The organism is Intestinimonas sp. UBA1698 (genome assembly GCF_002320075.1).
Taxonomy (GTDB): domain Bacteria; phylum Bacillota; class Clostridia; order Oscillospirales; family Oscillospiraceae; genus Intestinimonas; species Intestinimonas massiliensis.
In genome coordinates, this window is sequence record NZ_DCJO01000036.1 from 11795 (window position 1) to 38073 (window position 26279).

24 protein-coding genes, 2 riboswitches and 1 other annotated feature are annotated in these 26279 nt (G+C 64.2%); of the genes, 6 read left to right on the forward strand and 18 right to left on the reverse strand.

Annotation, left to right across the window (positions count from 1 at the left end; all coding sequences use genetic code 11):
• Positions 1–59 precede the first annotated feature (59 nt).
• Entirely contained in the window at positions 60–1394 is a 1335-nt protein-coding gene (locus B3H64_RS09625) for a B12-binding domain-containing radical SAM protein (protein WP_050618749.1), read from the reverse strand.
• A gap of 162 nt (positions 1395–1556) precedes the next feature.
• On the opposite strand from B3H64_RS09625, the gene B3H64_RS09630 reads away from it, so the two are divergent.
• From B3H64_RS09630 to B3H64_RS09645, 4 genes are all read left to right on the forward strand, one after another.
• On the forward strand, positions 1557–1850 hold the full coding sequence (locus B3H64_RS09630) for a hypothetical protein (RefSeq protein ID WP_050618750.1): 294 nt from the start codon (positions 1557–1559) through the stop codon (positions 1848–1850).
• Between the two features lie 41 nt (positions 1851–1891).
• Positions 1892–2782 carry an SH3 domain-containing C40 family peptidase gene (locus B3H64_RS09635; RefSeq protein WP_050618751.1) on the forward strand — a complete coding sequence of 297 codons (891 nt, stop codon included), beginning with the start codon at positions 1892–1894 and terminating at the stop codon, positions 2780–2782.
• Between the two features lie 91 nt (positions 2783–2873).
• A complete protein-coding gene (locus B3H64_RS09640) occupies positions 2874–3263 on the forward strand; it encodes a metal-dependent transcriptional regulator (RefSeq protein ID WP_050618752.1) in 390 nt (129 codons plus the stop codon).
• 19 nt (positions 3264–3282) lie between these two features.
• Positions 3283–4206 carry a DMT family transporter gene (locus B3H64_RS09645; protein ID WP_050618753.1) on the forward strand — a complete coding sequence of 308 codons (924 nt, stop codon included), beginning with the start codon at positions 3283–3285 and terminating at the stop codon, positions 4204–4206.
• Between the two features lie 41 nt (positions 4207–4247).
• Here B3H64_RS09645 and B3H64_RS09650 read toward each other — a convergent pair whose 3' ends face one another.
• From B3H64_RS09650 to B3H64_RS09660, 3 genes are all read right to left on the reverse strand, one after another.
• The gene (locus B3H64_RS09650) at positions 4248–4640 is read right to left on the reverse strand and encodes a hypothetical protein (RefSeq protein WP_050618754.1); all 393 of its coding nucleotides are present in this window, start codon (positions 4638–4640) and stop codon (positions 4248–4250) included.
• A 136-nt stretch (positions 4641–4776) separates the two neighbouring features.
• Positions 4777–6558, reverse strand: coding sequence for an ABC-F family ATP-binding cassette domain-containing protein (locus tag B3H64_RS09655; protein WP_286734727.1), 1782 nt, complete (start codon positions 6556–6558; stop codon positions 4777–4779).
• A gap of 14 nt (positions 6559–6572) precedes the next feature.
• A complete protein-coding gene (locus B3H64_RS09660; protein ID WP_050618756.1) occupies positions 6573–7463 on the reverse strand; it encodes an SPL family radical SAM protein in 891 nt (296 codons plus the stop codon).
• A 113-nt stretch (positions 7464–7576) separates the two neighbouring features.
• On the opposite strand from B3H64_RS09660, the gene B3H64_RS09665 reads away from it, so the two are divergent.
• The gene (locus B3H64_RS09665) at positions 7577–8794 is read left to right on the forward strand and encodes a dicarboxylate/amino acid:cation symporter (RefSeq protein ID WP_050618757.1); all 1218 of its coding nucleotides are present in this window, start codon (positions 7577–7579) and stop codon (positions 8792–8794) included.
• 47 nt (positions 8795–8841) lie between these two features.
• Here B3H64_RS09665 and B3H64_RS09670 read toward each other — a convergent pair whose 3' ends face one another.
• The 14 genes from B3H64_RS09670 to B3H64_RS09735 form a co-directional block, all read right to left on the reverse strand.
• On the reverse strand, positions 8842–9246 hold the full coding sequence (locus B3H64_RS09670) for a GtrA family protein (protein ID WP_050618758.1): 405 nt from the start codon (positions 9244–9246) through the stop codon (positions 8842–8844).
• A complete protein-coding gene (locus tag B3H64_RS09675; protein ID WP_050618759.1) occupies positions 9230–10201 on the reverse strand; it encodes a glycosyltransferase family 2 protein in 972 nt (323 codons plus the stop codon). The genes B3H64_RS09670 and B3H64_RS09675 overlap by 17 nt, the downstream gene beginning before the upstream one ends.
• Positions 10202–10282: 81 nt before the next feature.
• The gene (locus B3H64_RS09680; RefSeq protein WP_050618760.1) at positions 10283–10996 is read right to left on the reverse strand and encodes a sigma-70 family RNA polymerase sigma factor; all 714 of its coding nucleotides are present in this window, start codon (positions 10994–10996) and stop codon (positions 10283–10285) included.
• 4 nt (positions 10997–11000) lie between these two features.
• Positions 11001–11450, reverse strand: coding sequence for an anti-sigma F factor (gene spoIIAB / locus B3H64_RS09685; RefSeq protein WP_050618761.1), 450 nt, complete (start codon positions 11448–11450; stop codon positions 11001–11003).
• 48 nt (positions 11451–11498) lie between these two features.
• Positions 11499–11804, reverse strand: coding sequence for an STAS domain-containing protein (locus B3H64_RS09690; RefSeq protein WP_050618762.1), 306 nt, complete (start codon positions 11802–11804; stop codon positions 11499–11501).
• 433 nt (positions 11805–12237) lie between these two features.
• Positions 12238–14886: a valine--tRNA ligase gene (locus tag B3H64_RS09695; RefSeq protein WP_286734732.1), complete on the reverse strand. Its 2649-nt coding sequence runs from the start codon at positions 14884–14886 to the stop codon at positions 12238–12240.
• Positions 14887–14933: 47 nt separating this feature from the next.
• Positions 14934–15153: a binding site (T-box leader), on the reverse strand.
• A gap of 93 nt (positions 15154–15246) precedes the next feature.
• Positions 15247–16893 carry a Na+/H+ antiporter NhaC family protein gene (locus B3H64_RS09700; protein ID WP_050619616.1) on the reverse strand — a complete coding sequence of 549 codons (1647 nt, stop codon included), beginning with the start codon at positions 16891–16893 and terminating at the stop codon, positions 15247–15249.
• Between the two features lie 181 nt (positions 16894–17074).
• On the reverse strand, positions 17075–18010 hold the full coding sequence (gene gluQRS, locus B3H64_RS09705; protein ID WP_050618765.1) for a tRNA glutamyl-Q(34) synthetase GluQRS: 936 nt from the start codon (positions 18008–18010) through the stop codon (positions 17075–17077).
• 119 nt (positions 18011–18129) lie between these two features.
• Entirely contained in the window at positions 18130–19518 is a 1389-nt protein-coding gene (gene lpdA / locus B3H64_RS09710) for a dihydrolipoyl dehydrogenase (protein ID WP_349676175.1), read from the reverse strand.
• 124 nt (positions 19519–19642) lie between these two features.
• Entirely contained in the window at positions 19643–21085 is a 1443-nt protein-coding gene (gene gcvPB, locus B3H64_RS09715) for an aminomethyl-transferring glycine dehydrogenase subunit GcvPB (protein ID WP_286734735.1), read from the reverse strand.
• Between the two features lies 1 nt (position 21086).
• A complete protein-coding gene (gene gcvPA / locus B3H64_RS09720) occupies positions 21087–22397 on the reverse strand; it encodes an aminomethyl-transferring glycine dehydrogenase subunit GcvPA (RefSeq protein ID WP_050618768.1) in 1311 nt (436 codons plus the stop codon).
• A gap of 5 nt (positions 22398–22402) precedes the next feature.
• Positions 22403–22783 carry a glycine cleavage system protein GcvH gene (gene gcvH / locus B3H64_RS09725; protein ID WP_050618769.1) on the reverse strand — a complete coding sequence of 127 codons (381 nt, stop codon included), beginning with the start codon at positions 22781–22783 and terminating at the stop codon, positions 22403–22405.
• Between the two features lie 40 nt (positions 22784–22823).
• Positions 22824–23906 carry a glycine cleavage system aminomethyltransferase GcvT gene (gene gcvT / locus B3H64_RS09730; protein ID WP_286734737.1) on the reverse strand — a complete coding sequence of 361 codons (1083 nt, stop codon included), beginning with the start codon at positions 23904–23906 and terminating at the stop codon, positions 22824–22826.
• 70 nt (positions 23907–23976) lie between these two features.
• Positions 23977–24058, reverse strand: a riboswitch (glycine riboswitch).
• Positions 24059–24061: 3 nt separating this feature from the next.
• Positions 24062–24151: riboswitch (glycine riboswitch) on the reverse strand.
• Between the two features lie 79 nt (positions 24152–24230).
• Positions 24231–25187: a tRNA dihydrouridine synthase gene (locus B3H64_RS09735; RefSeq protein WP_286734740.1), complete on the reverse strand. Its 957-nt coding sequence runs from the start codon at positions 25185–25187 to the stop codon at positions 24231–24233.
• A gap of 140 nt (positions 25188–25327) precedes the next feature.
• Between B3H64_RS09735 and B3H64_RS09740 the strand changes: the two genes are divergently transcribed.
• Entirely contained in the window at positions 25328–26086 is a 759-nt protein-coding gene (locus B3H64_RS09740; protein WP_050618772.1) for an alpha/beta hydrolase family protein, read from the forward strand.
• Positions 26087–26279: the final 193 nt, after the last annotated feature.

Sequence of the window (26279 nt, forward strand, 5' to 3'; positions counted from 1 at the left end):
CTTTCCGAGGCCCTCTGGCTTGTCTGTTAACCTTTTTCAACCCCGCGGAGGGGTATGAGTTACCGCAGAGCGCCCCGTCTCCGCCACCAGCGGACCAGCACCCGACCCAAATACGCAGGGGTGACGAACCGGAACGCCCCCCGCCGCCAGGTACACAGAGTCAGACGCGCCAGCAGCAGCCGGTACCGGGCCAAAAAGGCCCTCCGGCTCATGTGTTCCGGAGGCAGCACCAGGTGGGTCAGGTCCCACTGCCGCAGGTCCCGGCTGGTGAGTTCCCCTTCCTTTCGCCGGTAAAAGGGGGTGGGCGGAATCGGGGTGAGGATCTGAACGGAGGCATACCGAACCGGATGCTCCGCCACCCAGCGGGCCAGGGCCTGAAAGTCCGCCTTCTCAAACGCAGGGTCGGCCAGCAGCAGAGCGGCGCAGTCGGCCCCGTTGGCGTGGAGGATGGTCACGCAGGCTTCGTTTACCGCCCGGCTGGTCCCCTTGTTCCAGCCCTCCAGCCGGTCGTCCCGCACCCCTTCGATGCCCACCAGGAAACATCGGAAGCCCGCCCGGCACAGCCGGGCCGTCAGCTCTGGGTGGGCGGCGATGAAGTCCGCCCGGGCGTAACAGATGAACTGTTTGCGGATGCCCCGCTCCTCCAGGCCCCGCAGGAAGGCCTCCGTCCGCACCTCCTCCAGCAGGAAGTCCGAATCCACGATAAAGACAGGCTCTCCCGGTATCGCCTCCAGTTCATCCAGCACCAGATCCAGCCGCCGGGCTTGATACCGTCCGCCGTGGAGGTTTCGGCCATAGCAGAAGTCGCAGGTATAGGGACAGGCTACGGCGGTCTTTAAGGTGGACACCCGCGGATAGTCCAGATAGCGGAACCACTTCGCCCCCGCCGCCCAGCCGCTCCGGTCGGGCAGGGGCAGCTCGTCAATGTCGCAGGGGATATAGGGCGTCTCGCTCCACCCCTCGCCCGTTCTCCAGCACAGGCCGGGTATCCCCGCCGGGTCGGCCCCGGACAGCAGCGCCTGAAAGGCCGCAGTGGACTCACCCCGCAGGATGAAATCCACCCCCTCCCAGCGCAGTCTGTCCCAGTTGAGCTGGGCATGCACTCCGCCCACCACCACCCGGCAGCCCGGGGCCGCCATCCTGGCCAGTCGGACATATTCCGCCATCTCCCGCTCCTGCGTCAGATAGCCAGTCAACCCCACCCAGTCCGGCCGCACCTCTCTTACCACCCGGGAGAACGGGCGGTGCTCCAGGATTCCGTCATAGAGAACCGGCTGCGCCCCCATGGCCTTGCAGGCCGCCGACAGATATTCCAGCTCCAGCGGCTCACAGTCCACCGCGCCAAATACCGTCATGGCGTTGAGCCTTCTGGGCCGCACCAGCAGCACCCGCATGAAACCGCCCCCTTCCCCTGTATTTTACCGATTTCCGCTCCGTTCTGCAAGCCTCCGGCCCCATCCCAGAAATATCCGGAAATCCGCCGAAAAGAATTTGACATGCCGGGAACAATGTGTTACAATTTGGTTACAGTTTTATCTTGGATATTGGAGGTCAATATGGCTGATCAGAAATTTCCCCTGGTTTACAAGGGACACCCCCTGCGCCGCAAGGACAACCTGATCTATTACGGCAGCATGGCGGATAAATATATCATCATGCTCCAAGTGATGGACAACAAAAAGGTGGACGACGACCTGTCCCTGGCCACCAAGGTCTCGGTCCAGCTCCAGCTCACCGACCCCGACCTGAAGAGCCGCGACCGGGTGGTCAAGAAGACCGAGAAGGACAACCTTTACGCCGCCATGGACGTGGCCGCCGTGTGGCTGGCCCGGGCTCTGGCCAACAAATAATTTTCTCCGCCTACAAACGATAAAATGGGAGGTCCTCACCGATGATAATGCCCGGCAAGCTGCTGCGCACCTGCCTGCTCACCGTCGCCCTTACCGCTCTATGTACCATCGGCGCGTCCGCCGCCTGTCTGGGCGCCGGCACCGTCACTGCCGACGCCCTCCGCCTGCGGGACACCCCCGCCACCGACGGCGCCATCCTGGCCACCGCCCCCAGCAACGCCAAGCTGGTAGTGCTGGAAGAGGCCGGCGATGGCTGGTACAAGGTCAGCTACAACGCCGTGGAGGGCTATATGGCCGGTGAATATCTGACCGTCTCCACCTCCATGGATGCCGCGCTGGGCTATGGCAAGGTCAACAGCGATGTATCCTCCCTCAACATCCGCTCCGGCGCCGGCACCGGCTGCAGCGTACTGAACAGCGTCTCCGGCGGCACGGTGCTGGAGCTCACCGGCGTACAGGACGGCTGGTATAAGGTAGTCCACGGCGGCACCAGCGGCTACGTCAGCAGCGATTACATAACCCTCACCTCCGAGACTCCCGCCGCCACCGTAGCCGCCTCCTCGGTGGGCGAGGAAATTGCCGCCTACGCCCAGAACTTCCTGGGAACTCCTTACGTGTACGGCGGCAGCAGCACCAGCGGCTTTGACTGTTCCGGCTTCACCAAGTATGTCTATGGCCAGTTCGGCTATACCCTTAACCGCACCGCCACCGACCAGCTCTCCAACGGCGTGTCCGTCAGCAAGGATGAGCTGCAGCCCGGCGATCTGGTGTTCTTCAAATACCGCACCAGCAAGCCGGTCTCCCATGTGGGCATCTACATCGGCAGCGGCCAGTTCGTCCATGCCTCTACCAACAGCTACGCCGTTCAGATCGACGACCTGTCCTCCGGCCACTACGCCAACGTCTACGTCTACGGCCGTCGGGTGGTCTGAGCCTCTTGCAAATCCGAGGCAGAGGAAATATAATAGCAAGTGCGCAGCGCCTCTGCCGCTGCGCACTTTTCTTATTGCAAGGAGGCCCGCCATGGAACATCTGACCATCGCCATGGAGCACTATCTGGAGACTGTTTATGATCTGTGCGGCGAGGGCGGCTGCCGGCTCAGCGATGTGGCCGCCCGGCTGGAGGTCTCCAAGGCCAGCGCCAACAACGCCATGAATGTGCTGGCCTCCCGGGGGCTGGTGGAAAGTGAAAAATACCGGGAAATCCGGCTGACGGAGCAGGGGCTCCGTCTGGCTGAGCTGCTCTCCCACAAGCACACCATTCTGCAGCGCCTACTGACCCAGGTGATGGGGGTGGACCCGGAGCAGGCCTATGAAGACGCCTGCGCCATCGAGCACGTCATCAGCGCCGACTCGGTCGCCCACATCCAGGACTTTCTGCGCCGCTACCCCCCGCGCTCCGACCAAACCTGAGGAAAGGACTTCGAACGCCATGCACAGCCGCTCCCGCCTCCTGGGACATACCTTCGCCCTGCTGGTCACCATCGTGTGGGGCACCACCTTTATCTCCACCAAGCTGCTTCTGCGGGCGTATGACCCGCTGGCCATCATGACCTACCGCTTCGTCATCGCCTGGGTGATCCTGTTCTTCCTTCACCCGAAACCGCTGCTGCCCAAAAGCCTGCGGGAGGAGCTCCCTTTTATGGCGGCCGGGCTCACCGGCCTCACCCTCTATTTCATTCTGGAGAACACCGCCCTGGCCTATACCCTGGCCTCCACTGTGGGCATCATTATCTCGGCGGCCCCCATGTTCTCGGCGCTGATGCTGTGGCTCTGCCGCCGGGCGCCCCGGCCCCGCTGGTCCTTCTTCGCCGGCTTTGTCCTGGCCCTCACCGGCATCACCCTGATCTCCCTGGCCCGGGGCGAGACCCTGGACTTCAACCCGCTGGGCAGCCTGCTCACCCTGGGCGCCGCCTTCTGCTGGGGCTGTTACGGCGTCTGTGTGGAGCTGACTCGCAGCTCCGGCTGCACCAACCTCCAGGTCACCCGCAAGGTCTTTTTTTGGGGCCTGGTCTTTACGGCCCCGCTGCTGGCCCTTCTCCGGCCCGACCTGTCCCCCGCCCATTTGGCCGCACCCGACCTGCTCTTCAACGTCCTCTACCTGGGCGTGGGGGCCTCTGCCATCTGCTTCGTCCTGTGGAATAAGGCTCTGTCCCTTTTGGGCTCGGTGTCCACCAACGTATACATCTATCTGACTCCGGTGGTCACGCTCTTCGCCTCCGCCCTTATCCTCCACGAGCCGGTCACCCTTCAGGCTCTGGCCGCCATCGCCCTGATCCTGGCCGGACTGTGGCTGTCCCAGAGAAAAACTGGTGCGCTGTCTGAAGAGGTTTCCGCCTCCCCCTCCTCTACCTGACCAAAACGCCCGGTCCGCTTAAGCGGACCGGGCGTTTTTTCTTACTGCCGGGGCTCTTCCGGCTTGGGGTCCTCCACGGGGGCCGCGGGTTCCTCGGGCGCCACCTCAGTCTCCGCAGAGCAGCAGCCGCAGCCGCACACATCGTCGGAGACATCGTTGGCCGCCTTGATCTCGCTGATCTTGGCGCGGTTCTCCTCGATCTTCTGCTTGGACGCGGTAATTCTCTCACACAGCGCCGCGTAAGCGCCCTCGGGCGCCATGCCCCGCTCGGCGTAGTAGAGCTTGCCCAGCTCAATATAGGCCTTGCGGATGTTATCCTCCTCGGTGGAGTTTGCAATGTTCAGCTTGGCCACGTCGGTGAGCTCCTTGGCCTTGGCCACGCCGCTCTGGGTCAGGTCCAGTGCCCGGCTCTTCAGTTCGTCAAAAGAAATCATATCAAAAACCTCCTGTTGCATTCTTCTAATGTTTTTGGAATCTGGCCCTATTGTATACGTATTTTCAGCGGGGCGCAAGTTGTCCCCGTGGAAATTCATGCTTTTTTAATCTTTTTTCAATCCGGATTTAGAAAAATCATGGATGGGCGATGCGCTCGGCCAAATCGGTGAGGTAGAGCCACCGCTCCATCTTCTCCTCCAGCCGGGCCTCCAGCTCCTCCTGCCTCGCCTGAAGGTCCTGCAGGGCCACGTAATCGCTGGCCTTCTCCTCCTGCTCCGCCCGAACGGCGGCCAGTTCTCCCTCCAGAGCGGCGATGTCGGCTTCGATGGTCCCATATTCCCGCTGCTCCTTGTAGCTGAACTTCAGCTTTTGGGGGCCGGTGGGCTTCTCCTGGGGCCGCTTCTCTCCGCTGGACCGGGGCGTCTTTTCCCGCTGCGCCTCTGCACGGGCGGCCAGATAGTCTGAATATCCCCCGGTATAGCCCTGCACCGCCCCGCCCTCTCCCACGGCAAAGATCCGCCGGGCCATTTTATCGAGGAAATAGCGGTCGTGAGACACGGCGATGACCGCCCCGGGGAAGGTCTCCAGATAGTCCTCCAGGATGGTGAGGGTCTGGATGTCCAGGTCGTTGGTAGGCTCATCCAGCAGCAGCACGTTGGGGGCGGCGCACAGGATGGACAGCAGGAACAGCCGCCGTTTCTCCCCGCCAGAAAGCCTGTCGATGGGGGCCCACTGGGCGTCCTTTGGAAAGAGGAACTTTTCCAGGAGCTGGGAGGCGGTGAGGGAACCCTCCGGGGTCTCAATGCGGTTGCCGATGTCCTTCACATAGTCAATGACCCGCCGGTCCGCCGCCATGGGAGGGGTCTCCTGGGCAAAATAGCCGATGCGCACCGTCTCTCCGGTTACCACCTCTCCCGCGTCGGGGGCCAGCCGCCCGGCGATGAGGTTCAGCAGGGTGCTCTTGCCGCTGCCGTTGGGGCCCACGACCCCGATGCGGTCGTCCCGCAGCAGCATCAGGTCGAAATCCCGCAGCACGGTCCTTCCCCCAAATTCCTTGGATACCCCGCGGAGCTCAATGGTCTTTTTCCCCAGGCGGCTGGACAGGGCGGACAGCTCCAGCTCGGCCCGCTTCTCCGGCCTCGTCTGGTCCCGCAGGGCCTCATACCGCTCCAACCGCTCCCGGCTCTTGGTCCCTCGGGCGGTGGGGCCCTGCATCACCCACTGGTACTCCCGCCGGAGGATGGACTGACGCTTGCGCTCGCTGGCCGCCTCCATCTCCTCCCGCTGGGCCTTGGCCTCCAGGTACCTGGCGTAGCTCCCCTCGTAAAAGGCGAGTTTGCCTCGCTCTACCTCCACAATACGCTCCACCACCCGCTCCAGGAAATAGCGGTCGTGGGTGACCATCACCAGCGCCCCCTTGAACTGGCGCAGCCGCTCCTCCAGCCAGGCCACCATCTCGGCATCCAGGTGGTTGGTGGGCTCGTCCAGAATGAGCACGTCGCAGTCGTGGACCAGCGCGGCGGCCAGGGCCGTCCGCTTGCGCTGCCCGCCGGAGAGTTCCCCCATCCGCTGTTCAAAATTGGTGACGCCCAGGCGGGTGAGGATACTTTTGGCCTCGTACTCCTGAAGCTCCCGGGCCTCGGGGGACAGGCGGTCAAAGACCTGCTCCAGCACGGTGCGCGCCGGGTCGAAGGCCGGGTTCTGGGGCAGATATTCCAGCCGCACATTGGGGTCCCGAGCCACCGTTCCCCCATCGGGTTCCTCCGCCCCCGCCAGAATGCGCAGCAGGGTGGACTTGCCGTTGCCGTTCACCCCGATGACCCCCAGCTTCTGTCCCCGCTCCAGATAGAGGGACGCCCCGTCCAGCACGGCCCGGGTCCCGTATATTTTTGTGATGTGTTCCGCGGAAAGCAGCATGGCTGCCGCTCCTTTCAATCCAAAAAACTGAGCTGCCGGTCCTCATAGCCCCGCTGGTAGTTGGCCGTGATGTGCCTCATCTCGTACAAAAGCCCCAGCTCGCCGCACCGCCGGGAGAACACCTCCCACAGCCGCCTGGCCCGGGGGCTGGTGCAGACATACCGGTCCCCATAGCGCTTTTCGTGCTTCTCACGCAGGCCCCGGCCGGGGAAAGCGGCCTCCAGCCGGTCCAGATACCAGCTCCGCTGGCCCTGCCGCTGGGTCATGCCGAAGGCGGGGTAGATGTACCGGGCCCCGGCCTCCGCCGCCGCCTCGGTCACCGCCAGGACGTTCTCCTCGGTGTCCTCGACGAAGGGGAGCACCGGCATCAGCAGGATACACACCGGGATGCCCGCCCTGGACAGCGCCCGCACGGCCTCCAGCCGCCGGGTCGGGCTGGGCGCCCGGGGCTCCAGCTTGGCGGCCAGAGCGTCGTCCGCCGTGGTGAGGGTCAGCTTGCACAGCACCGGAGCGCGGCTCTGGATAAACCGGAGCAGGTCGATGTCCCGGACCACCAGATCGCTCTTGGTGGCCAGGGTGACCCCGAAGCCATAGGCGTCCAGCAGGGACAGCGCGTTCCGGGTGAGCTCGAGCTCCCGCTCAAACGGGTTGTAGGGGTCGCTCATGGCCCCCATGCCTACAATACCGGGGCGGAGCTTGCGCCGGAGGTCGTCCCGCAGGACGGCCAGGGCGTTCTCCTTGACCCGCACGGTATCAAAGTCCTCCACCCGATAGCAGTCGCTCCTGCTGTCGCAGTAGATACAGCCGTGGCAACAGCCCCGGTACAGATTCATGGTGTAGTCCGTGCCGAACCAGGAGCCATCCCTGGTCCGGTGCAGCAGATGCTTGGCCGGGACAGATTCCAAACCGCTCGCCTCCGTTTCCTCCAGTGTATCACAATCCGGAGAAAATTCGTATCTTTTCTTTTGTTTTGAAGTATGATATCCTATTGGCTGTTGTTAATTCAGGAGGGATATCCATGAAACATAAGCCGCCCCTTTCCGTGCAGATTCTGATCGGCCTGCTCCTGGGCGTCCTGGCCGGGCTGGCCCTGCAGGCCGCGCCGGACGTCGCCCGAACCTATATCAAGCCCTTCGGCGTTCTGTTCCTCAACCTCATCAAAATGGTGGTGGTGCCTCTGGTGTTCGCCTCCATCACCGTGGGCACCTGCGGCCTGGGAGACGCCAAAAAGGTGGGCCGCATCGGCGGAAAAACCATTTTGTTCTACCTGTGCACCACCGCGCTGGCCGTCACGCTGGGTCTGCTGGCGGCCAACCTCTTTCCGGTGGGGCGGGGGCTGGGCCAGGTGGCGCAAGAATCCGCCGGAGCCGCCGGGACGACGGTCAGCGTCGCCGACACCCTGCTGAATATCGTCCCCACCAATCCTGTGGCCGCCCTGGCCGAGGGCAATATGCTCCAAATCATCTTTTTCGCCCTGTGCCTGGGCGGGGCCATCCTGCTCATCGGAGAGAAAGGCTTGCCCCTGCTGGCGGTGTGCGACAGTCTGGCCGAGGCCATGTACGCCCTCACCGGATTCATCATGAAGCTGGCCCCCGTCGCCGTCTTCGCCCTCATCGCCCCAGTGGTGGCCGAGCTGGGCCCCCGGGTGCTGCTTGCCTTTCTGGGGGTCATCCTGGTGGTATACGGGGCCTGCCTACTCCACATGCTGGTAGGCTACTCCATCGCCGTGGGGGGCATCGCCCGGGTCAACCCCCTGACCTTCTTCCGGACCGCCCTGCCCGCTCTGGTATTCGCCTTCTCCTCCGCCAGCTCGGCGGGCACCCTCCCCTTCTCCATGGAGGCCGCCCGCAGGCTGGGGGTGCCCGCTCCGGTGCGCTCCTTCGTCCTGCCCCTGGGGGCCACCATCAACATGGACGGCACCGCCATCTACCAGGGGGTGTGCGCCCTCTTTATCGCCAACGCCTATGGCATCCCTCTGGACCTGGGGCAGCAGGTCACCATCGTGCTCACCTGCACGCTGGCCTCCGTCGGCACCGCCGGGGTCCCCGGCGCGGGAGTGGTGATGCTCACCATGGTACTCCAGTCGGTGGGCCTGCCCGTGGAGGGGGTAGCCCTGGTGGCGGGCATCGACCGCGTCCTGGACATGGCCCGCACCACCGTCAACATCACCGGCGACATCGCCTGCTCGGCCGTGGTGGCCGCCACCGAGGGCGGGCTGAAACCGGAGCGCCCATAAAAAGCAAGGGGACTGACGAGCGCGCGCTCGCCGGTCCCTTTTTGCTCCTATGTTCCCTTCCGGAAAGCAAAAAACCGCTGTCCAAAGTAGTTGAGCACGGTATACAGCCCCATGCCCACCAGCTTGGAGAGCCGCTCGACCCAGATCACGGGTACGGCGTTGGGCTGTTGGGGGATAGGCACCAGCACCTTGGCCAGCCCATACCCCACCACATAGCACACCGCCACGTTGACGGCGAACTTTACCGCCGACCGGCCCAGCTTCTCCTGACTGTGGAAGGTGAAGTGCCGGTTGAGGAAGAAGCTCATCACCGCTCCGGCCACATAGGCGATGGCGGTGGAGGGCCAGTAGCCCAGCCCCTCCAGAAGGAACATGAGGAACATGGACAGCAGGGTGTTGCCCACCCCCACCAGCAGGAATTTGGGAATCGAGCTGTCAATTAGTCTGGCCATGTTCGTCCTCCAGCACCTCCCGGATCAGGAACCGGGGGCGACCCTTGGTCTCCAGGTAGATTTTTCCGATATACTCCCCAATGACCCCCAGGGACAGCAGGATCAATCCCCCGATGGCCCAGACGGAGCAGATGACGCTGGCCCAGCCCAGAACGGTTTCTCCGTGGGCCCAGCGGACGATGGAATAGATCAGCATCAGGATGCTGATGAAAAAGATGAGAAAGCCCAGGGCCGTGATATAGCGGATGGGCTTCACCGACAGGGAGGTGATGCCCTCCATGGCAAAGGAGAGCATCTTTTTGAGGGGATACTTGCTCTCGCCGGCGAACCGCTCGCCCCGCTCGTACTCCACGGCGGCGCTGGGATAGCCCACCAGGGGCACGATCCCCCGAAGGAACAGGTTGACTTCCTTGAACGCCGCCAGCCCCTCCAGGGCCCGGCGGGAGAGCAGGCGATAGTCAGCGTGGTTGAACACCGTCTCGGCCCCCAGGGCGTTCATCACCCGGTAAAAGCCCTCTGCGGTGAAGCGTTTGAAAAAGGAATCGCTCTTTCGGGAGGAACGGACGCCGTACACCACGTCGCACCCCTCGTAGTACTTGTCCACCATGGCGTCCACCGCGTCAATGTCGTCCTGGAGGTCGGCGTCCATGGAGATGACCATGTCGGCCCGGTCCTTGGCGGTCATCAGTCCGGCCAGCAGAGCGTTCTGGTGACCCCGGTTGCGGCTCAGATCCGCGCCGGAGAACAGCGGGCACTGCCGATGCAGGTCAGAGATCACCGCCCAGGTGTGGTCCCGGGAGCCGTCGTTGACAAAGAGGACCCGGCTCTGATCGGAGATCCGCCCGGCGGCCGTCAGAGCCTCCAGCTTGGCCCGGAGGCGGCGGGCGGTCTCGGGCAGGACCTCCTCCTCATTGTAGCAGGGGACCACGATATAGAGGGTATCCGGATGTTCCACGGAGTCTTCACTCCCTTGTGTTTTATGATCCTTTCGATTATACCCCCTTTGGACGAAAAAAGCCATCCTTGTGTTCCAAATTTACTCGCTCAGAATGGAGCGCAGGCGTTCCATCGCCTTGCGCTCGATGCGGGACACCTGTACCTGGCTCACCCCCAGCACCTTGGCCGCCTTGTCCTGGGTGAGATTTTTGTAGTACCGCAGGAAGATAACCTGCTTTTCCCGGTCAGGCAGGCTTTCGATGGCCCCCCGGAGGGCCAGCTTCTCCACCACCCCCTCCTCCATGCCCTCGGTGCCCAGAACGGACTCCAGAGTGAAGCCCCCGTCCCCCGTCTCCATCTGGAGGGAGGCCACCGGCAGATTGGCCTCCTCGGCGGCGGCAATCTCCTCGGGCTCCAGCCCCGTCTCCTCCGAGAGCTCGGAGAGGGTGGGCTCCCGGCCCAGCAGGTGAGTCAGCCGGTCCCGGGCGGTCCGGATGGCGGTGCCCCGCTCCTTTACCCCCCGGCTGACCTTCACCGCCCCGTCGTCCCGGAGAAAGCGTCGGATCTCCCCGGCGATCTTGGGCACGGCATAGGTGGAGAACTGACAGCCGTAGGCCGTGTCGAAGCCCCGGACCGCCTTGAGAAAGCCCAGGCAGCCCAACTGATACAGGTCCTCCGGGTCCACGCCGCGGCCGTAATAGCGCCGGACGATGGACCAGATGAGTCCGGCGTTCTCCTCCAGCATCCGCTCGCAGGCCTCGTTGTCCCCGTTGTGGGCGGCTTCCAGGAGGGAGGAAGCCTCCAGCGCGCTCATGGGCTCACCGCCCGCCCGCCGCCAGGCGGCGGGAGATGCGGCGGCGCAGGGTGACGGTGGTGCCTTTTCCGGGGGCGGACTTCACCTTGAGGGCGTCCATAAAGCTCTCCATGATGGTGAAGCCCATGCCGGAGCGCTCCTCGTTCCCGGTGGTGAACAGAGGGGTGCGGGCCTGAGCCACGTCGGCGATGCCCACCCCCCAATCCTGGACCACCACCTCCAGCGTGTTGTCCTCGAAAAGGCGCAGCTTCATCCGGATTTTTCCCAGTTCGTTGGGGTAGGCGTGGACGATGCAGTTCGTCACCGCCTCGCTGACGGCGGTCTTGATGTCGTTGACCTCATCCAGCGTGGGGTCCATCTGGGCGGCAAAGCAGGCCGCCGTCGTCCGGGCAAAGCCCTCATTGGCCGAACGGCTCAGGAATTCCACGGTGGCGCTGTTGACCGGATTTCTCATATGTATAGCCTCCTATTGGTCCGTGTGCGGCGGGGCAGCCCCGCCGCATCACTCAAATTTCATCAGCCGGTCCAGCCCGGCGGCCCGCAGGACCTTGCCCGCCTGATCCGGCACGTGCTGCACCGTCATGGTCCCACCCAGAAGCCCCACCCGCCGGTGGGCCCGCAGCAGCACCGCGATCCCCGAGCTGTCCATAAAGGTCACGTCTCCCAGATCCACCGTCAGGCGGCGGGGCAGCTCCATGTCGATCTCCCGGTCCAGCACGTCCATCATCTCCCGGGCCCGGTGGTGGTCCACCTCCCCGGTAATGGTCACCCGCAGCACCCGATCCTCCGCCGTACAACTTACCGGCATAGCTTGTCCCTCCCAGTTCTCTTTGGTATCTATAAAAAAATCGCAGTATACCAGAATTTGGTATACTGCGATTATAACGCGGGGACGCGGGGGCTTTTTGTCGAAGTGTCTGTATTTGGAAATTTATAGGTCCTGTGGTTTCCTCCTCGGCCTCCAGTACCGGCAGGTCTGCTCCACGCCGCGGCGCTTCATGCGGGGATAGCCACAATGTCCAAAGTCCAATGCGTGAAATGGCTCTCCCTCCATTTGACGATGGCAAAACGGCTGGGCCTATATAAAACGACTGATGCACGCTATGAAACGGGTAGGTACGAAATTCCCTTCTCCGTTGCGATACGGATTGCCAAGTGCCACAAAGTCACTCTGGACTATTTGGCTGCAATCGTGATGTAAAAGCCGGCGGACACACTGATATGTGTCCGCCGGCTTTTTGTTACATGCTCCGGAGCTGTTCCTCCAGCTTGGCGATCAGCGCCGTCAGCTTACCGGCGCGCTCCCGCTCGGCCTCCACCACGTTGGCAGGGGCCTTATTGACAAAGCCCGGGTTGTTCAGCTTGGCCTGCAGCTTCTCCAGCTCCGCCTTCTGCTTGCCCAGGTCCTTCTGAATCCGGGCCTTTTCCTTCTCCAGATCCACCAGCTCGGCCATGGGCATGGAGATACGGGCCGCATGGGTGATGACGGTGACCATGCCCCTGGCGCTCTCCTCGCCGTCGGCGCCCAGGCCGGCCACGCCGGTGATGGTCACGTCGCTGGCGTAGGCCAGGCGCTTCAGGAAGGGGATACCCGCCTGGAAGACCTCCTGCTCCAGAGTGGAGACGGTCAGGCTGGCCTTCTTGGAGGGGGGCACATTCATCTCCGCCCGCCGCGTGCGGACGGCGCCGATGGCGTCCATGATCATCTCCATGGCCTTTTCCTCTTCGGGGAAGTCCAGCTCCACATGGTGCTCGGGCCACTTCTGGAGCATGAGGAAATCGCCCTCATGCGGCAGCGCCTGCCAGATTTCCTCGGTAATAAAGGGCATGAAGGGATGCAGCAGCTTGAGAATATCGGTCAGAACACAGCACAGCACCTTCTGCGCGTTGACCTTGGCCGCCTCGTCGTCGCCCTGGAGGCGGGACTTGGTCAGCTCGATATACCAGTCGCAGTAGTCGTCCCAGATGAAGTCGTATACCTTCTGGGCGGCCACGCCCAGCTCGTATTTGTCCATGTTCTCGGTGATCTCGGGGATGACGGCGTTGAGCTTGGACAGAATCCACTTGTCCTCCAGCTCCAGCCGCTCGGGCAGCTCGCACGTGTCGATGGTCAGGTTCATCATCAGGAAGCGGCTGGCGTTCCAGATCTTGTTGGCAAAGTTGCGCATGGCCTCGCACCGCTCGGTGTAGAAGCGCATGTCGTTTCCGGGGCTGTTGCCGGTGACCAGATTGAACCGCAGGGCGTCGGCACCGTACTGCTCGGCAATCTCCAGAGGGTCGATGCCGTTGCCCAGGGACTTGGACATCTTGCGGCCCTTGTCGTCCCGGACCAGGCCGTGGATGAACACGGTGTGGAAGGGGGGCTTGCCGGTGTGCTCACAGCCGGAGAAGATCATCCGGGCCACCCAGAAGAAGATGATGTCGTAGCCGGTGACCAACACATCGGTGGGATAGAAGTATTTGTAATCCTCGCTGCTCTCGTCCGGCCAGCCCAGGGTGGAGAAGGGCCACAGAGCGGAGGAAAACCAGGTGTCCAGTACGTCCTCCTCCTGGTGGATGTGCCGGCTGTGGCAGTGCTGGCACTCGGTGGGGTCGGACTCGGAGACGGTCAGCTTGCCGCAGTCGTCGCAGTACCAGGCGGGGATGCGGTGGCCCCACCAGAGCTGACGGGAAATACACCAATCGTGGACGTTCTCCATCCAGTTGGTGTAGGTCTTGGCGAAGCGGTCAGGGACGAACTTGGTCTCCCCCTCGTTGACCACCCGCAGGGCCTCCTTGGCCAGGGGCTCCATCTTGACGAACCACTGGGCGGAGATGAGGGGCTCCACATCGCTGTGGCAGCGGTAGCAGGTGCCCACGTTGTGCTGGTGGGGCTCCACCTTCACCAGGTAGCCTCCCGCCTCCAGGTCCGCCACAATGGCCTTCCGGGCCTCGTAGCGGTCCATGCCGGAGTACTTGCCGTACCCCTCTACCACCCTGCCGTTGTCGTCCAGCACCCGGATGGTCTCCAGATTCTGGCGCAGGCCGACCTCGAAGTCGTTGGGGTCGTGGGCGGGGGTCATCTTCACGCAGCCGGTGCCGAAGGTCCTGTCCACGTATGCGTCGGCCACGATGGGCATCTCCCGGCCCACCAGGGGCAGGATGCACTTCTTGCCCACGATGCCCTTATACCGCTCGTCCTCGGGGTTGACGGCCACGCCGGTGTCGCCCAGCATGGTCTCGGGCCGGGTGGTGGCCACCACGACCCAGCGGTCGGTCTCCCCCTGGATGGGGTAACGGATGTGCCAGAGATTGCCGGGCTTGTCCTGGTACTCCACCTCCGCGTCGCTCAGGGCGGTGACGCAGTGAGGGCACCAGTTGATGATGCGGGAGCCCTTGTAGATCAGGCCCTTGTTGTAGAGGCGGACGAACACATGGCGCACAGCGGCGGACAGGCCGTCGTCCATGGTAAACCGGGCCCGGGACCAATCGCAGGAGGCGCCCAGCTTCTTCTGCTGCTCCACGATGCGGCCGCCGTACTTGGCCTTCCAGTCCCAGACGCGCTCCAGGAACTTCTCCCGGCCCAGGTCATAGCGGGTGAGGCCCTCCTTGGTGCGCAGCTCCTCCTCCACCTTGATCTGGGTAGCGATGCCGGCGTGATCGGTGCCGGGGACCCACAGCGCGGCGTAGCCCTGCATCCGTTTGAACCGGATGAGGATATCCTGAAGGGTGGAGTCCATGGCGTGGCCCATATGGAGCTGGCCGGTGACGTTGGGGGGCGGCATCACAATGGTGAAGGGCTTCTTGTCAGGGTCCCGGTGCCCCACGAAGCAGCCGTTCTTCTCCCACATCTCGTAGATGCGGCCTTCGACCTCTTGGGGCTCATAGACCTTGGGCAGTTCTTTCTTCATGTTTACATCTCCTTTTCGGGGCAACAAAAAGCGCCCCGAGCATGCTTGCTCAGGGCGAACGAATGTCCGCGGTACCACCTGAATTTGGGCGCGGCGCGCCCACACTCCTTGACCCTTAACGCGGGCGCACGTTGCGGCCTACGGCAGGATGCCGTTCAGCCCACAGCTCCGGGACCACCTTCCCCGCTTTTTTGGAGAGCCTCGCAGCAGGCCGGCTCCTCTCTGCACCAAACGAAGGCGGGTACTCCTTCCCATCACAGCCTTTTTTCGTCGAACAGCCTTAGTATACGCAAATGGCGGGAAAATGTCAAGGAAAAACCGGGGCGGACCAAGTCCGCCCCGGCTTTTCCTTGCAATCGCTTATTTCACCACAGCCGCCTCGTCCTTTTTGGACGAGATGCTCTTCAGGGCGAAGAGGACCACCTCCAGCAGGACCAGGCTGATAATCAGGGTAATCCAGGTGTTGCCGTTGGTCAGGCCGGCGATGATGTAACCCACGAAGCAGACCGCAGCGACGGTCAGCGCGTAGGGGAGCTGCGTGGCCACATGGTTGACGTGGTTGCAGCGGGCGCCGGCGGAGGCCATGATGGTGGTGTCGGAGATGGGAGAGCAGTGGTCGCCGCAGACGGCGCCGGCCAGGCAGGCGGCGATGGAGGTGACCATCATATCGCTGCCCATGGGGAACAGCGGCAGCACGATGGGGATCATGATGCCGAAGGTGCCCCAGGAGGTGCCGGTAGCGAAGGCCAAGCCCACACAGACCAGGAACACGATGGCGGGCAGCATGGCCTTCATGCCGGGGGCCGCATTGGCCACCAGGTTCTCCACGAAGGTGGCGCCGCCCAGCAGGCCGGTCATGCCGGACAGGGTCCACGCAAAGGTGAGGATCAGGATGGCGGGGACCATCTGCTTGAAGCCGTCGGGGATGCACTCGGTGAATTCCTGGAAGGTCATTACGCGGCGGATCATGTAGTAGATAAAGGTAAGAATCAGGGTGATGACGGAGCCCAGCACCAGGCCCATGGAGGCGTCGGACCCGGCAAAGGCGTCAATGAAGCTCTCGCCGTCAAAGAAGCCGCCGGTGTAGACCATGCCCATGATGCAGCAGAAAATCAGCACCACCACGGGGAGCACCAGGTCGATGACCTTGCCGTTGGCGTTGGGCTTCACGTCGCCCAGTCCCTCGCCATAGGGCCGGTCAGGCGTGGTGAACAGGTCGTTTTTGTCCCGGGCATTGTCCTCATGGATCTTCATGGGACCGTAGTCGAACTTGCCTATCGCCAGGGTGAGGCACATCACGATGGTCAGCAGGGCATAGAGGTTGTTGGGGATCGTCTGCAGGAACATGGCAAAGCCGTTGATGCCGGAATCCTCGGGGACGGAGCCGGTGACGGCGGCGGCCCAGGAGGAGATGGGTGCGATGATACAGATGGGCGCGGCCGTGGCGTCGATGAGGTAGGCCAGCTTGGCCCGGGACACCCGGTGGCCATCCGTAACGGGCAGCATAACGGAGCCCACGGTCAGGCAGTTGAAATAGTCGTCCACGAAGATGAGCACGCCCAGCAGCATAGTGGAGAGCTGGCCGCCCACCCGTGTCTTGATGTGGTCCTTGGCCCAGTTACCGAAGGCAGTGGAGCCGCCGGCCTTGTTCATCAGGGCCACCATGATGCCCAGGATAACCAGGAACACCAGGATGCCCGCGTTCCAGGAGTCGGAAATCTTATAGATCATGCCGCCGTCTTCATTGAAGAACATGGTCATGATGGTCAGCTCGGGGTTGAAGTTAGCGTACAGCAGGCCGCCCACCAGGATGCCTACGAACAGAGAGCTGTAGACCTCCTTGGTGATCAGGGCCAGGATGATGGCGATGACAGGGGGCAGCAGAGACAGGGGGCTGGCGTAGAAATTGCTGACGTATTCCGCCTCGCCTTCCGCGAAGGCTACGGTCATCATGATAGCGGTCAAGGCCACAAAAACAACCAAGAATGGAAGAAACCTCTTCCGCATGTTGGATCTGTGCATGTTTACCCTCCCTTTCGAATGATGCTTGTGTCGGATTTGCCGTTGCTGAGATAAAACCAAACCAATTCCCATTTACAGCATATCACATTTGCTCCCAAACCACAAGTAAAATCGAACAAATTACATCTGCATTTTATGTGTAAACTCGGCAAACTCACTATGCTATTCAGAGCTGTTCTATGCAGATCGGAGCCCGCTTCACTTTGGCCCAGGTAAATTCCTTCACCAACTCTCGGGGGCTTGCCGGGGCCGGCTCTTCCGTGAGCCCGGCCAAAAATGCCAGATACCCGGTCAACTCCGCCGGGGTAAACCGCTCCCGCAGGGCCCCCATGTCCAGGTCCTGGTCCCGTTTGGACAGGCGGCGGCCGTCGGCGGCCTCCAGCAGCGGGAGGTGGGCATAGGTGGGGCGGCGATAGCCCAGCTTGTCCATCAGCCAGAGCTGACGCGGGGTGGAGTCCAGCAGGTCCATGCCCCGCACCACCCGGGTCACCCCCATCCGGGCGTCATCCACCGTGACCGCGAGCTGATAGGCATACACCCCGTCGGAGCGCCGTACGATAAAATCTCCGCAGTCGTGGGCCAGGTGGAAGGATTGGGGTCCGCAGTTGGCGTCGCGGAAGGCCACCGTCTCGTGGGGGACCGCCGCCTTCCAGGCCGGGTCCCGTTCCCGCCAGCGGGCGGCCCGCTCCTCCGCCGTAAAGGCGCGGCAGGGACACGCCCCCATGTCCCGCACCTCCCCGGGGTGAGGGGCGGAGGCGGCCAGCCGCTGGTGGCGGCTGCACCAGCAGGGGTAGAGCAGCCCCTGCTCCTCCAGAGCCCGGAACGCCGCGTCATACAGTGCGGTGCGCTCCCGCTGGCAGTATGGGCCGTTGGGTCCGCCCGCCTGGAAGCCCTCCTCCCACCCCAGCCCCAGCCAGCGCAGATCGTCGGCGATCCGGGAGGCCCAGGGCTCCCCAGTCCGCAGGGGGTCCAGATCCTCCATCCGCAGCACCACCGTGCCCCCCGCCGCCCGGGCGTCCAGCCAGGCCAGCAGGAAGGACAGTACGTTTCCCAGGTGCATCCGGCCGCTGGGGCTGGGGGCAAAGCGTCCCTTTTCCGCCATATGGTTCTCTCCCCTTTGTTCGTTCTTCCGCCAGTGTACCACAGGTCCGGGCACTTTTACAGCCCAAACATACCAAGGACCGCACGCCGGATACCCGGCATGCGGTCCTCTCCGTCTTTTTATCGGTTGAGCTGGTGGATGGCCAGGCCGAAGCAGCTCTCTGCCGCCTCGGAAATCCCCTCCCCAAACGTGGGGTGAGGCCGGATAAGCTGGGCCATGCGCTCCACCGTCCGGCCCTCCGCCACGGCGAGGGTAAATTCCCCAATCAGGTCGGTGGCCCGCTCGCACATGAGCTGGGCGCCCAGCACCGCGCCGCTTTCGGCGTGGTACACCACCTTGATGAAGCCCCGTTCCCCCCGGGCGATGACCGTGCGGCCGTTGCCGCTCATCAGATACTTGCCCGTCTTGTACGGGATACCGTTTTCCTTGCACTCGGCCTCCGTGCTGCCCACACAGGCGATCTCCGGGTCGGTGTACACGCAGGCCGGGACGGCCTCCAGGCGCATGGGGGGCCGCAGGCCGGCCATACGGCTCACGGCGTTGATCCCCTGGGCGGAGGCTACATGGGCCAGTTGGATGTTGCCCTTGACCACGTCCCCGATGGCGCAGATACCGGCCACCCGGGTGGAGAAATGGAGGTTCACCGGAATGCCGCCCCGGTCCAGCCCCAGCGCGTCCTCCAATCTGGGGGAAAAGAGGCCGGCGGTGTTCGGCCGCCGCCCGGTGGCCACCAGCACGGCGTCGGACTGCGCCGTCTCCGCCTTGCCCTTGGCCGTAAAGGTGCACGTCAGCGCCTCGCCCTGCCGCTCCACCCGCTCTACGACGGCGCCGGCGTGGACCCGGACCCCCCGCTTTTTCAGCAGCATGGCCAGGTTCTGACCCAGCTCCCGGTCCAGCGTGGGCAGGATGCGGTCCATGGCCTCGATGACGGTGACCTCCGTGCCCAGGGCGCTGCACAGGCAGGCAAACTCCATGCCGATGACCCCGCCGCCGACGATGGTCAGCCTGGGATAGAGCCTCCCGTCGGCCAGCAGCTCGTCGCTGGTGACCACGCCGGGCAGGTCCAGCCCCGGCACCGGCGGCTTTGCGGGAACTGCGCCCGTGGCGATGAGGATGTGCCTGGTCTCCAGCACCTCTTCCCCCACCCGGACCTTTCCCGGCTCCTCCACCCGGGCGGAGCCCCGGAGAAGCTCCACCTTGTTGCCCTTCAGCAGGCCCTCCACACCGGAGCGGAGCTGGCCGGTGACCTCGTCCTTCCGGGCGGACATGGCCCCGTAGTCGAAGCGCACGCCCTCCGCCTGTAGGCCAAAGGACTGGCAGGTCAGCATCTCCCGGTAAAGGTGGGCGGAGTGGAGCAGGGTCTTGGTGGGGATGCAGCCCCGGTTCAGGCAGGTGCCGCCCACCGCGTCCCGCTCCACCAGGGCGGTCCTCAAACCGAGCTGGCTGGCCCGAATGGCGGCTGCATAGCCGCCCGGGCCGCCGCCGACGACGACAAGGTCATAACTCATGCGAATCCCTCCGGCAACGGTCAAATTTCCAGTACAATACTTTAGATTATAGAGGCTCCGCCGCCAAAAAGCAATCGCTCCGCCGGAAATTCATAAAAACAGAGCGACTTTCTGCAAGAAAGCGTCACTCCGCCGGAAATTCATAACGCAGCACCGGATGCCGGGCGGCGCTGACCTCGTCGGGCCGGCCGATGGGCGTGGTGTGCGGCGCGGCGTGGAGGCTGTCCGGGTCGCTGTCGGCCCGGGCCCGGATGGCCTTGAGCACCGCCACCGCCTGGTCGATGGTCTCCCGGGACTCCGTCTCGGTGGGCTCGGCCATGAGGGCCTCCTCCACGATGAGGGGGAAGTACATGGTGGGCGGATGGATGCCGTCGTCCAGCAGGGCCTTGGCCACGTCCATGGCGGAGACCCCCTTCTCCCTCTTGAGCCCGGCCAGGGTGAGGACGAACTCGTGCATGCAGGGCCCGTCGCCGTAAGCGACGTCGTAGCTGTCCCGCAGCATCTCCCGCATATAGTTGGCGTTGAGCACCGCGCCCTGGGCGGCCTCGGTGATTCCCTCGCTCCCCAGGGTCAGGAGATACGCCAGGGCCTTCACCACCACGGCGAAGTTGCCGTAGAAGCTCTTCACGCTGCCAATGGACTTGGCCGGGTGCTGGAACTCCAGCCCATCCTCCCCCTCCGCCGCGTGGTACAGCGGCAGGAAGGGGGCCAGGAAATCCTTGCAGCCCACGGGGCCGGAGCCGGGCCCGCCGCCGCCGTGGGGGGTGGAGAAGGTCTTGTGCAGATTCAGGTGGACCAAATCAAAGCCCATGTCGCCGGGCCGGGCCACCCCCATGACGGCGTTGAGGTTGGCTCCGTCGTAGTAGCACAGGCCCCCCGCGTCGTGGACGATCCGGGTGATCTCCAGAATGTTGGGATCGAACAGGCCCAGGGTGTTGGGGTTGGTGAGCATGAGCCCGGCGGTGTCCGGCCCGGCGGCTGCGCGCAGGGCCTCCAGGTCCACCCCGCCCTGGGAATTGGAGGGCACGTTGACCACAGTGAAGCCGCACATGGCGGCGGAGGCCGGGTTGGTGCCGTGGGCGGAATCGGGGACCAGGATCTTGGTCCGGGCTGGGTCCCCCCGGTCCAGGTGGTATTTTTTTACCATCAGCAGGGCGGTGAACTCCCCGTGGGCCCCGGCGGCGGGCTGGAAGGTCATCTGGTCCATGCCGGTGACCTCGCACAGGAGCTCCTCCGCCCAGCCCAGTACCTCCAGGCAGCCCTGGACCGTATCGGCGCTCTGGAGGGGGTGGACTCCGGCAAAGCCGGGCAGAGCGGCCAGCCCTTCGTTGATCTTGGGGTTATACTTCATGGTGCAGGAGCCCAGGGGATAAAACCCGTTGTTGACCCCGTGGGTCCGGCGGCACAGGGCGGAGTAGTGCCGGGACAGGTCCACCTCGGCCATCTCCGGCAGGCGGAGGGGCGTTTCCCGCTCCAGACCCTCCAGCAGATGGGCGGGCGGCACGTCCAGCGGCGGCAGCAGGTCGCAGCCGCGGCCGGGAACACTCTTTTCAAACAGCAATTCCATCTCAGCACACCTCCCGAATGGCCGCTTCCAGGGCGTCGATCTCATCCTTGGTGTTCATCTCGGTGGCGCACCAGAGGATGCCCTGCTCGATGGGCAGGCCGCCCAGAATACCCCGGGCCTCCAGCCCCGCCGTCAGCTTCTCCGGCTTCACGGGACAGGTGGTGACGAACTCATGGAAATAGGGGCCGGGGTAGACCATGTCGAAGCCGGGCACCGAGCAAATGCGCTCGGCGGCGTACCGGGCGTGGGCCATACAGCTCTCCGCAGCCCGGCGCAGGCCGTCCGGACCCATGGCCGCCAGATACACCGAGGCGGTCATGGCGCACAGGGCCTGGTTGGAGCACACGTTGGAAGAGGCTTTCTCCCGGCGGATGTGCTGCTCCCGGGCCTGGAGGGTGAGGACATAGGCCCGCCGTCCGTCGTGGTCGGCGGTCTGCCCCACGATGCGCCCGGGGAGCTTGCGGGTCAGTGCCTTGGTGCAGGCCATGAAGCCCAGGTACGGCCCGCCAAAGCTGAGGGGCAGGCCCAGACTCTGGCCCTCTCCCACGGCAATGTCGGCCCCGCATTCCCCGGGGGTCCGGAGCACCGCCATGGCGATGGGGTTGACCCCCATGATACACTTGGCCCCGGCGGCGTGGGCAGCACGGACCGCGGCCTCGGCGGACTCGATGCGGCCAAAGTAGTTGGGCTGCTGGAGGTAGACGCAGGCCACCGTGTCGTCCAGCAGCCCCTCCAGCGCCTCGATGTCGGTAAAGCCGTTCTTCATGGGGACAGTCCGGACCTCCATGCCGCTGCCGAAGCAGTAGGTGCCGATGGTCTGGAGTACCATGGGGTGGGCGGCGGCGGAGACCAGAACGGCATTCCGCTTCTTCTCCCGGCACATGGCCACGGCCTCGGCGGCGGCGGACGCCCCGTCGTACACCGAGGCGTTGGCCACATCCATGCCGGTGAGCTCACAGATCATGGTCTGATACTCGAAGATGGACTGGAGCACCCCCTGGGAAATCTCCGCCTGATAGGGGGTGTAGGCGGTGATGAACTCCTCCTTGGAGGTAACGGACTTGACGATGGCGGGGATATAGTGGCGGTAGGCCCCCGCCCCCCGGAACACCGAGGAGAACACCCGGTTCTTCCCCGCCATGCCCTCCAGCACCCGACGGACCTCCAACTCGGACTTGCCCGCAGGCAGGTCCAGCCGGTCCACCTTCATCTCCGGCGGCACCTGGACGAACAGATCGTCCATGCTGCGGCAGCCGATGGCCTCCAGCATAGCCTGGCGCTCCGCCGCCGTGGACGGAATATAGCTTCCCATGCCCCTCACCCCTCGGCCGCGCAGTGGGCCTCATAGGCGGCGGCGTCCAGCAGTTCCTCCTGCCCGGTGATGGCCTCCACCTCCACCAGCCAGGCCCCGTAGGGGTCGGCATTGATGGCCTCGGGGGTGTCCAGCAGGGCCTCGTTGGCCGCGCGCACGGTGCCGGTGACGGGGCAGAAGATGTCGGACACCGCCTTGACGGACTCCACGTCCCCCAGGGCCTCCCCGGCGGTGACGGCGTCCCCCGCCTCGGGCAGGTTGACAAAGACCAGATCGCCCAGGGCATCCTGGGCGTGATCGGTGAGCCCCACCCGGGCGGCGCCGTCGGGCAGGAACTCCACCCACTCGTGGGACCTGGTGTACTTCAGGTTTTCAGGAATATTCATGACGTTTTCCTCCTTATAAATTCAAACCGTGTGGTTTTGGTCAGCGCTTATAAAAGGGCAGCTCCACCACCTGGGCGGCCACGCGGCGGCCGCGCACGTCCACCTCCACCCGGGTGCCGGGGACGGCGTCGGCGCTCGACAGATAGGCCATGGCAACCGCCTTGCCCAGGAAGGGGCAGTGGGTGCCGGAGGTAGTCTGTCCCGCCAGCCGGTCTCCGATATAGATGTCCTGGTGCTCCCGGGCGATACCCCGACCGGTGATCTCCAGCCCCACCCGGGTCTGCCGGACGGGCAGCCTGGCGGCGATGGCATTCTTTCCGATAAAGTCCTCCTTGCCCATCTTCACCGCAAAATCCAGCCCCGCCTCCAGAGGGGTAATGACGTCGTTGAGCTCGTGGCCGTAGAGGGGCATGGCGGCCTCCAGGCGCAGGGTGTCCCTGGCCCCCAGGCCGCAGGGGATGAGCCCCAGGTCGGCCCCCGCCTCCAGCAGCAGATCCCACAGCCCCTCCGCGTCGGCACTGACACAGTAGAGCTCATAGCCGAATTCCCCGGTATAGCCGGTGCGGGAGATGAGGCAGCGGATCCCCCTCAGGTCCACATCCTGGACAAAGCTGTAGTACTTTGGGGGCAGGACGGACTCGTCCAGCAGCCGGAGCAGGATCTGCTTGGACTTCGGCCCCTGGAGGGCCACCTGGGCCACCCGTCCGGAGATGTCCTCCATTTCGCACGCGCCGAACAGATGCTCCCGCATCCAGCCGGCGTCCTTATCCTTGTTTGCGGCGTTGACCACCACCAGATAGGCGGTGTCGTGCACCTTATAGACGATCAGATCGTCCACACACCCCCCCTGGTCGTTGCACATGGGGGAATAGCGCACCTGTCCGTCGTACATGCCGCTAAAATCATTGGTAAGCAGGTGGTTGAGGTTGCGGAGCGCGTCCGGCCCGGTGAATACGAGCTCCCCCATGTGGCTGACGTCGAAGAGCCCGGCAGCCGTGCGCACCGCCATATGCTCGGCGATCACGCCCGTAGGGTACTGGACGGGCAGCAGGTAGCCGGCAAAGGGGACGATCTTGCCGCCCGCCGCGGCGTGCTTTGCGTAGAGCGGGGTTTTTTGTTCCATCTCTATCATCATCCTTTCTGAATCATCGGTGCAACAAAAAAAGACGGAGGCATGCCAAAAAAAAGCATGCCTCCGTCTCGTTACCTGAAAGATTCTCCGCCCCCGGGGGACGGGTTGCTTCTTCGGTCCGGCCGCAGGGCCGGTTTTCGGAGTTCCGTCCGGCGTCGGTACTTTTGCCTGAGAGTTTGCTGCCCGCTTCCCCTTCGGCGCCCCTCTTGCAGAGGAGTCTCTCCCGACGCCATCATCCGCCTGTTTGATTGTCACCCTCAGTATAGCCGACGGCGATGGATTTGGCAAGTCTTTTCTGTCGCCGCCCGGCCGGTTTTACCAGCCCTGCTCCGCCTCCTCCCGCAGCTCCAGATCCCGGAAGATGGACGCCACCTGGGCCTCATACACTCTGGGATCTGCCGCCTTGCGGAGCTGTCTGGCGTGGCGTTCCCCGCCCCGGAAGCGGTGGATGAGGTAGAACCAGACCTCCTTCATGCGCAGCATAGCGTTGCGCTCGCTGCCGAAGGCGGCGCAGTAGCCGTGGTAGAGCTGGTCATGAAAGGTCCGCAGAGACTCCTTGTCCAAAGCCGGCCCCCCCTTCTGCCGGGCGATGAGGTCCGGAGAGGCCACCAGCCCCCGGCCCAGCATAACCGCCTCCAGACCGGGGGCCCGGGACTCCAGGGCCCGGCAGTCCGCCGCCGTCAGCAGGTCGCCGTTGTAGCACAGGGGATTTTTGCTCGCCCCCAGGGCCAGCTCAAACCACTCCCACCGGGCGGCGCCGCGGTAAAAGTCCTTCTGCACCCTCGGGTGGACCGTGAGCTCCAGGATGGGGTACCGGTTGTAGATCTCCAGAATGCGGAGGAACTCCTCCGGCTCCCGGACGCCCAGCCGGGTCTTGACGGAGACCGCCACAGGGGCACGGGAGAAGATCTCCTCCAGGAACCGGTCCAGCTCCTCTGGAAAGGCCAGGAAGCCGGAGCCCTTCCCCTTGGCCGTCACCGTGCCTGAGGGACACCCCAGGTTCAGATTGACCTCCCGGTAGCCCATGGCGGCCAGCTCCCCCGCCGCCCAAAGGAAGTCTTCCGCCCGCCGGGTCAGGAGCTGAGGCACCGCCGGGACCCCCTCGTTGTGGGCGGGCAGGATGTCCTGGAGCTCCCGCCGGGGAAAGACGTGGTCCTGGCTCACCGAGAGGAAGGGCATGAAATACTTGTCGGCGCCGGGAAAGCAGCGGTGGTGGACGCCGCGGTAGAGCCAGCCGGTGACGCCCTCCATGGGGGCAGAATAAAAGCGCATGTCGATCCATCCTTGCCGTCGGCGGAGTCCGCCGGATATCCAGAGGATTTTACCATCTTTTCGCCCCGCTGGCAAACCCTCGTTGCGGGGGCGGGTCTTGTTGGTGTATAATGGAAGGCGACCGGAAAGGAGAACGCGGTATGAAACATGAGTGGATTCCCACCGAAACGGGCTGGAGCGTGCCCTGTCTGCACCGGATCGGCGGCGGCGAGGCGCTGGTCTGCGTATCGGCCCACGGCTTCGGCAGCAGCAAGTCCAGCCCCACCAACCAGCTCCTGCTCCAGGGGCTCCCCGCCCGGGGCGTTGGCGTACTGGCATTCGACTTTCCCCTCCATGGGGAGAGCCCCGACGGTGCCCCTCCCCTGCGGCTGGAGACCTGCTTCGACGCACTGGCGGCCGCGGAGGCCCGGGCCCGCTCCCTGGCCCCCCGGGCCCAGGTCGTCTATTTCGGCTCCAGCTTCGGGGCCTATGTCACCCTGCTCTATCTCGCCCAGCGGCCCCATGCCGGACGGCGGGCTTTCCTCCGCTCGGCGGCGGTGTGCATGCCGGAGCTCTTCCACCACAAGACCCCCGAGGAGGAGGCCCGGCTCCAGGCCGACGGCTCTGTGGTCCTGGGGGAGGAATACGGCTATGTTCGCCCGCTGAAGTTGACCTGCGGCTTTTTCGAGGATCTGGATCGGCACGATCTGTTTACCCTGTGGCGGCCGGAGGAGGCCGAGGTACGCATGGTCCATGGCGAGCTGGACGAGACCATCCCCGTGGAGGAGGCCCGCCGCTTTGCCGTGCGCTTCCAGATCCCTCTGACGGTGATCCCCGGAGGAGACCACCGTCTGTCCATTCCCGGCGCGCCGGAGCTGGTGCTGGAGCGGGCCGCCGCCTTCTTCCTGGGCCGGAGCTGACCCGGTCAGGGCCTCCTCCCCGCGCCTGTGCAGAGCAGGCCTTGGACACAGAATATGACGGTATGGCCCTCCATGGCCCGGCAGACCCATGTTTGCCCATCAAACCGTGGCGGGCGTGTACCCGCCGACGACTCTCGTTGCATGGCAGCAATTTTCATCCTTTTTTCCCGTTGCAAAAGCGGCCGAGGACATC

What these genes read in the sequence shown, in the direction of transcription:
- B3H64_RS09625 (WP_050618749.1), bottom strand. Translation starts at nt 1,394, where the DNA reads ATGCGGGTGCTGCTGGTGCGGCCCAGAAGGCTCAACGCCATGACGGTA.
- B3H64_RS09630 (WP_050618750.1), top strand. Translation starts at nt 1,557, where the DNA reads ATGGCTGATCAGAAATTTCCCCTGGTTTACAAGGGACACCCCCTGCGC.
- B3H64_RS09635 (WP_050618751.1), top strand. Translation starts at nt 1,892, where the DNA reads ATGATAATGCCCGGCAAGCTGCTGCGCACCTGCCTGCTCACCGTCGCC.
- B3H64_RS09640 (WP_050618752.1), top strand. Translation starts at nt 2,874, where the DNA reads ATGGAACATCTGACCATCGCCATGGAGCACTATCTGGAGACTGTTTAT.
- B3H64_RS09645 (WP_050618753.1), top strand. Translation starts at nt 3,283, where the DNA reads ATGCACAGCCGCTCCCGCCTCCTGGGACATACCTTCGCCCTGCTGGTC.
- B3H64_RS09650 (WP_050618754.1), bottom strand. Translation starts at nt 4,640, where the DNA reads ATGATTTCTTTTGACGAACTGAAGAGCCGGGCACTGGACCTGACCCAG.
- B3H64_RS09655 (WP_286734727.1), bottom strand. Translation starts at nt 6,558, where the DNA reads ATGCTGCTTTCCGCGGAACACATCACAAAAATATACGGGACCCGGGCC.
- B3H64_RS09665 (WP_050618757.1), top strand. Translation starts at nt 7,577, where the DNA reads ATGAAACATAAGCCGCCCCTTTCCGTGCAGATTCTGATCGGCCTGCTC.
- B3H64_RS09670 (WP_050618758.1), bottom strand. Translation starts at nt 9,246, where the DNA reads ATGGCCAGACTAATTGACAGCTCGATTCCCAAATTCCTGCTGGTGGGG.
- B3H64_RS09680 (WP_050618760.1), bottom strand. Translation starts at nt 10,996, where the DNA reads ATGAGCGCGCTGGAGGCTTCCTCCCTCCTGGAAGCCGCCCACAACGGG.
- spoIIAB (WP_050618761.1), bottom strand. Translation starts at nt 11,450, where the DNA reads ATGAGAAATCCGGTCAACAGCGCCACCGTGGAATTCCTGAGCCGTTCG.
- B3H64_RS09690 (WP_050618762.1), bottom strand. Translation starts at nt 11,804, where the DNA reads ATGCCGGTAAGTTGTACGGCGGAGGATCGGGTGCTGCGGGTGACCATT.
- B3H64_RS09695 (WP_286734732.1), bottom strand. Translation starts at nt 14,886, where the DNA reads ATGAAGAAAGAACTGCCCAAGGTCTATGAGCCCCAAGAGGTCGAAGGC.
- B3H64_RS09700 (WP_050619616.1), bottom strand. Translation starts at nt 16,893, where the DNA reads ATGCGGAAGAGGTTTCTTCCATTCTTGGTTGTTTTTGTGGCCTTGACC.
- gluQRS (WP_050618765.1), bottom strand. Translation starts at nt 18,010, where the DNA reads ATGGCGGAAAAGGGACGCTTTGCCCCCAGCCCCAGCGGCCGGATGCAC.
- lpdA (WP_349676175.1), bottom strand. Translation starts at nt 19,518, where the DNA reads ATGAGTTATGACCTTGTCGTCGTCGGCGGCGGCCCGGGCGGCTATGCA.
- gcvPB (WP_286734735.1), bottom strand. Translation starts at nt 21,085, where the DNA reads ATGGAATTGCTGTTTGAAAAGAGTGTTCCCGGCCGCGGCTGCGACCTG.
- gcvPA (WP_050618768.1), bottom strand. Translation starts at nt 22,397, where the DNA reads ATGGGAAGCTATATTCCGTCCACGGCGGCGGAGCGCCAGGCTATGCTG.
- gcvH (WP_050618769.1), bottom strand. Translation starts at nt 22,783, where the DNA reads ATGAATATTCCTGAAAACCTGAAGTACACCAGGTCCCACGAGTGGGTG.
- gcvT (WP_286734737.1), bottom strand. Translation starts at nt 23,906, where the DNA reads ATGGAACAAAAAACCCCGCTCTACGCAAAGCACGCCGCGGCGGGCGGC.
- B3H64_RS09735 (WP_286734740.1), bottom strand. Translation starts at nt 25,187, where the DNA reads ATGCGCTTTTATTCTGCCCCCATGGAGGGCGTCACCGGCTGGCTCTAC.
- B3H64_RS09740 (WP_050618772.1), top strand. Translation starts at nt 25,328, where the DNA reads ATGAAACATGAGTGGATTCCCACCGAAACGGGCTGGAGCGTGCCCTGT.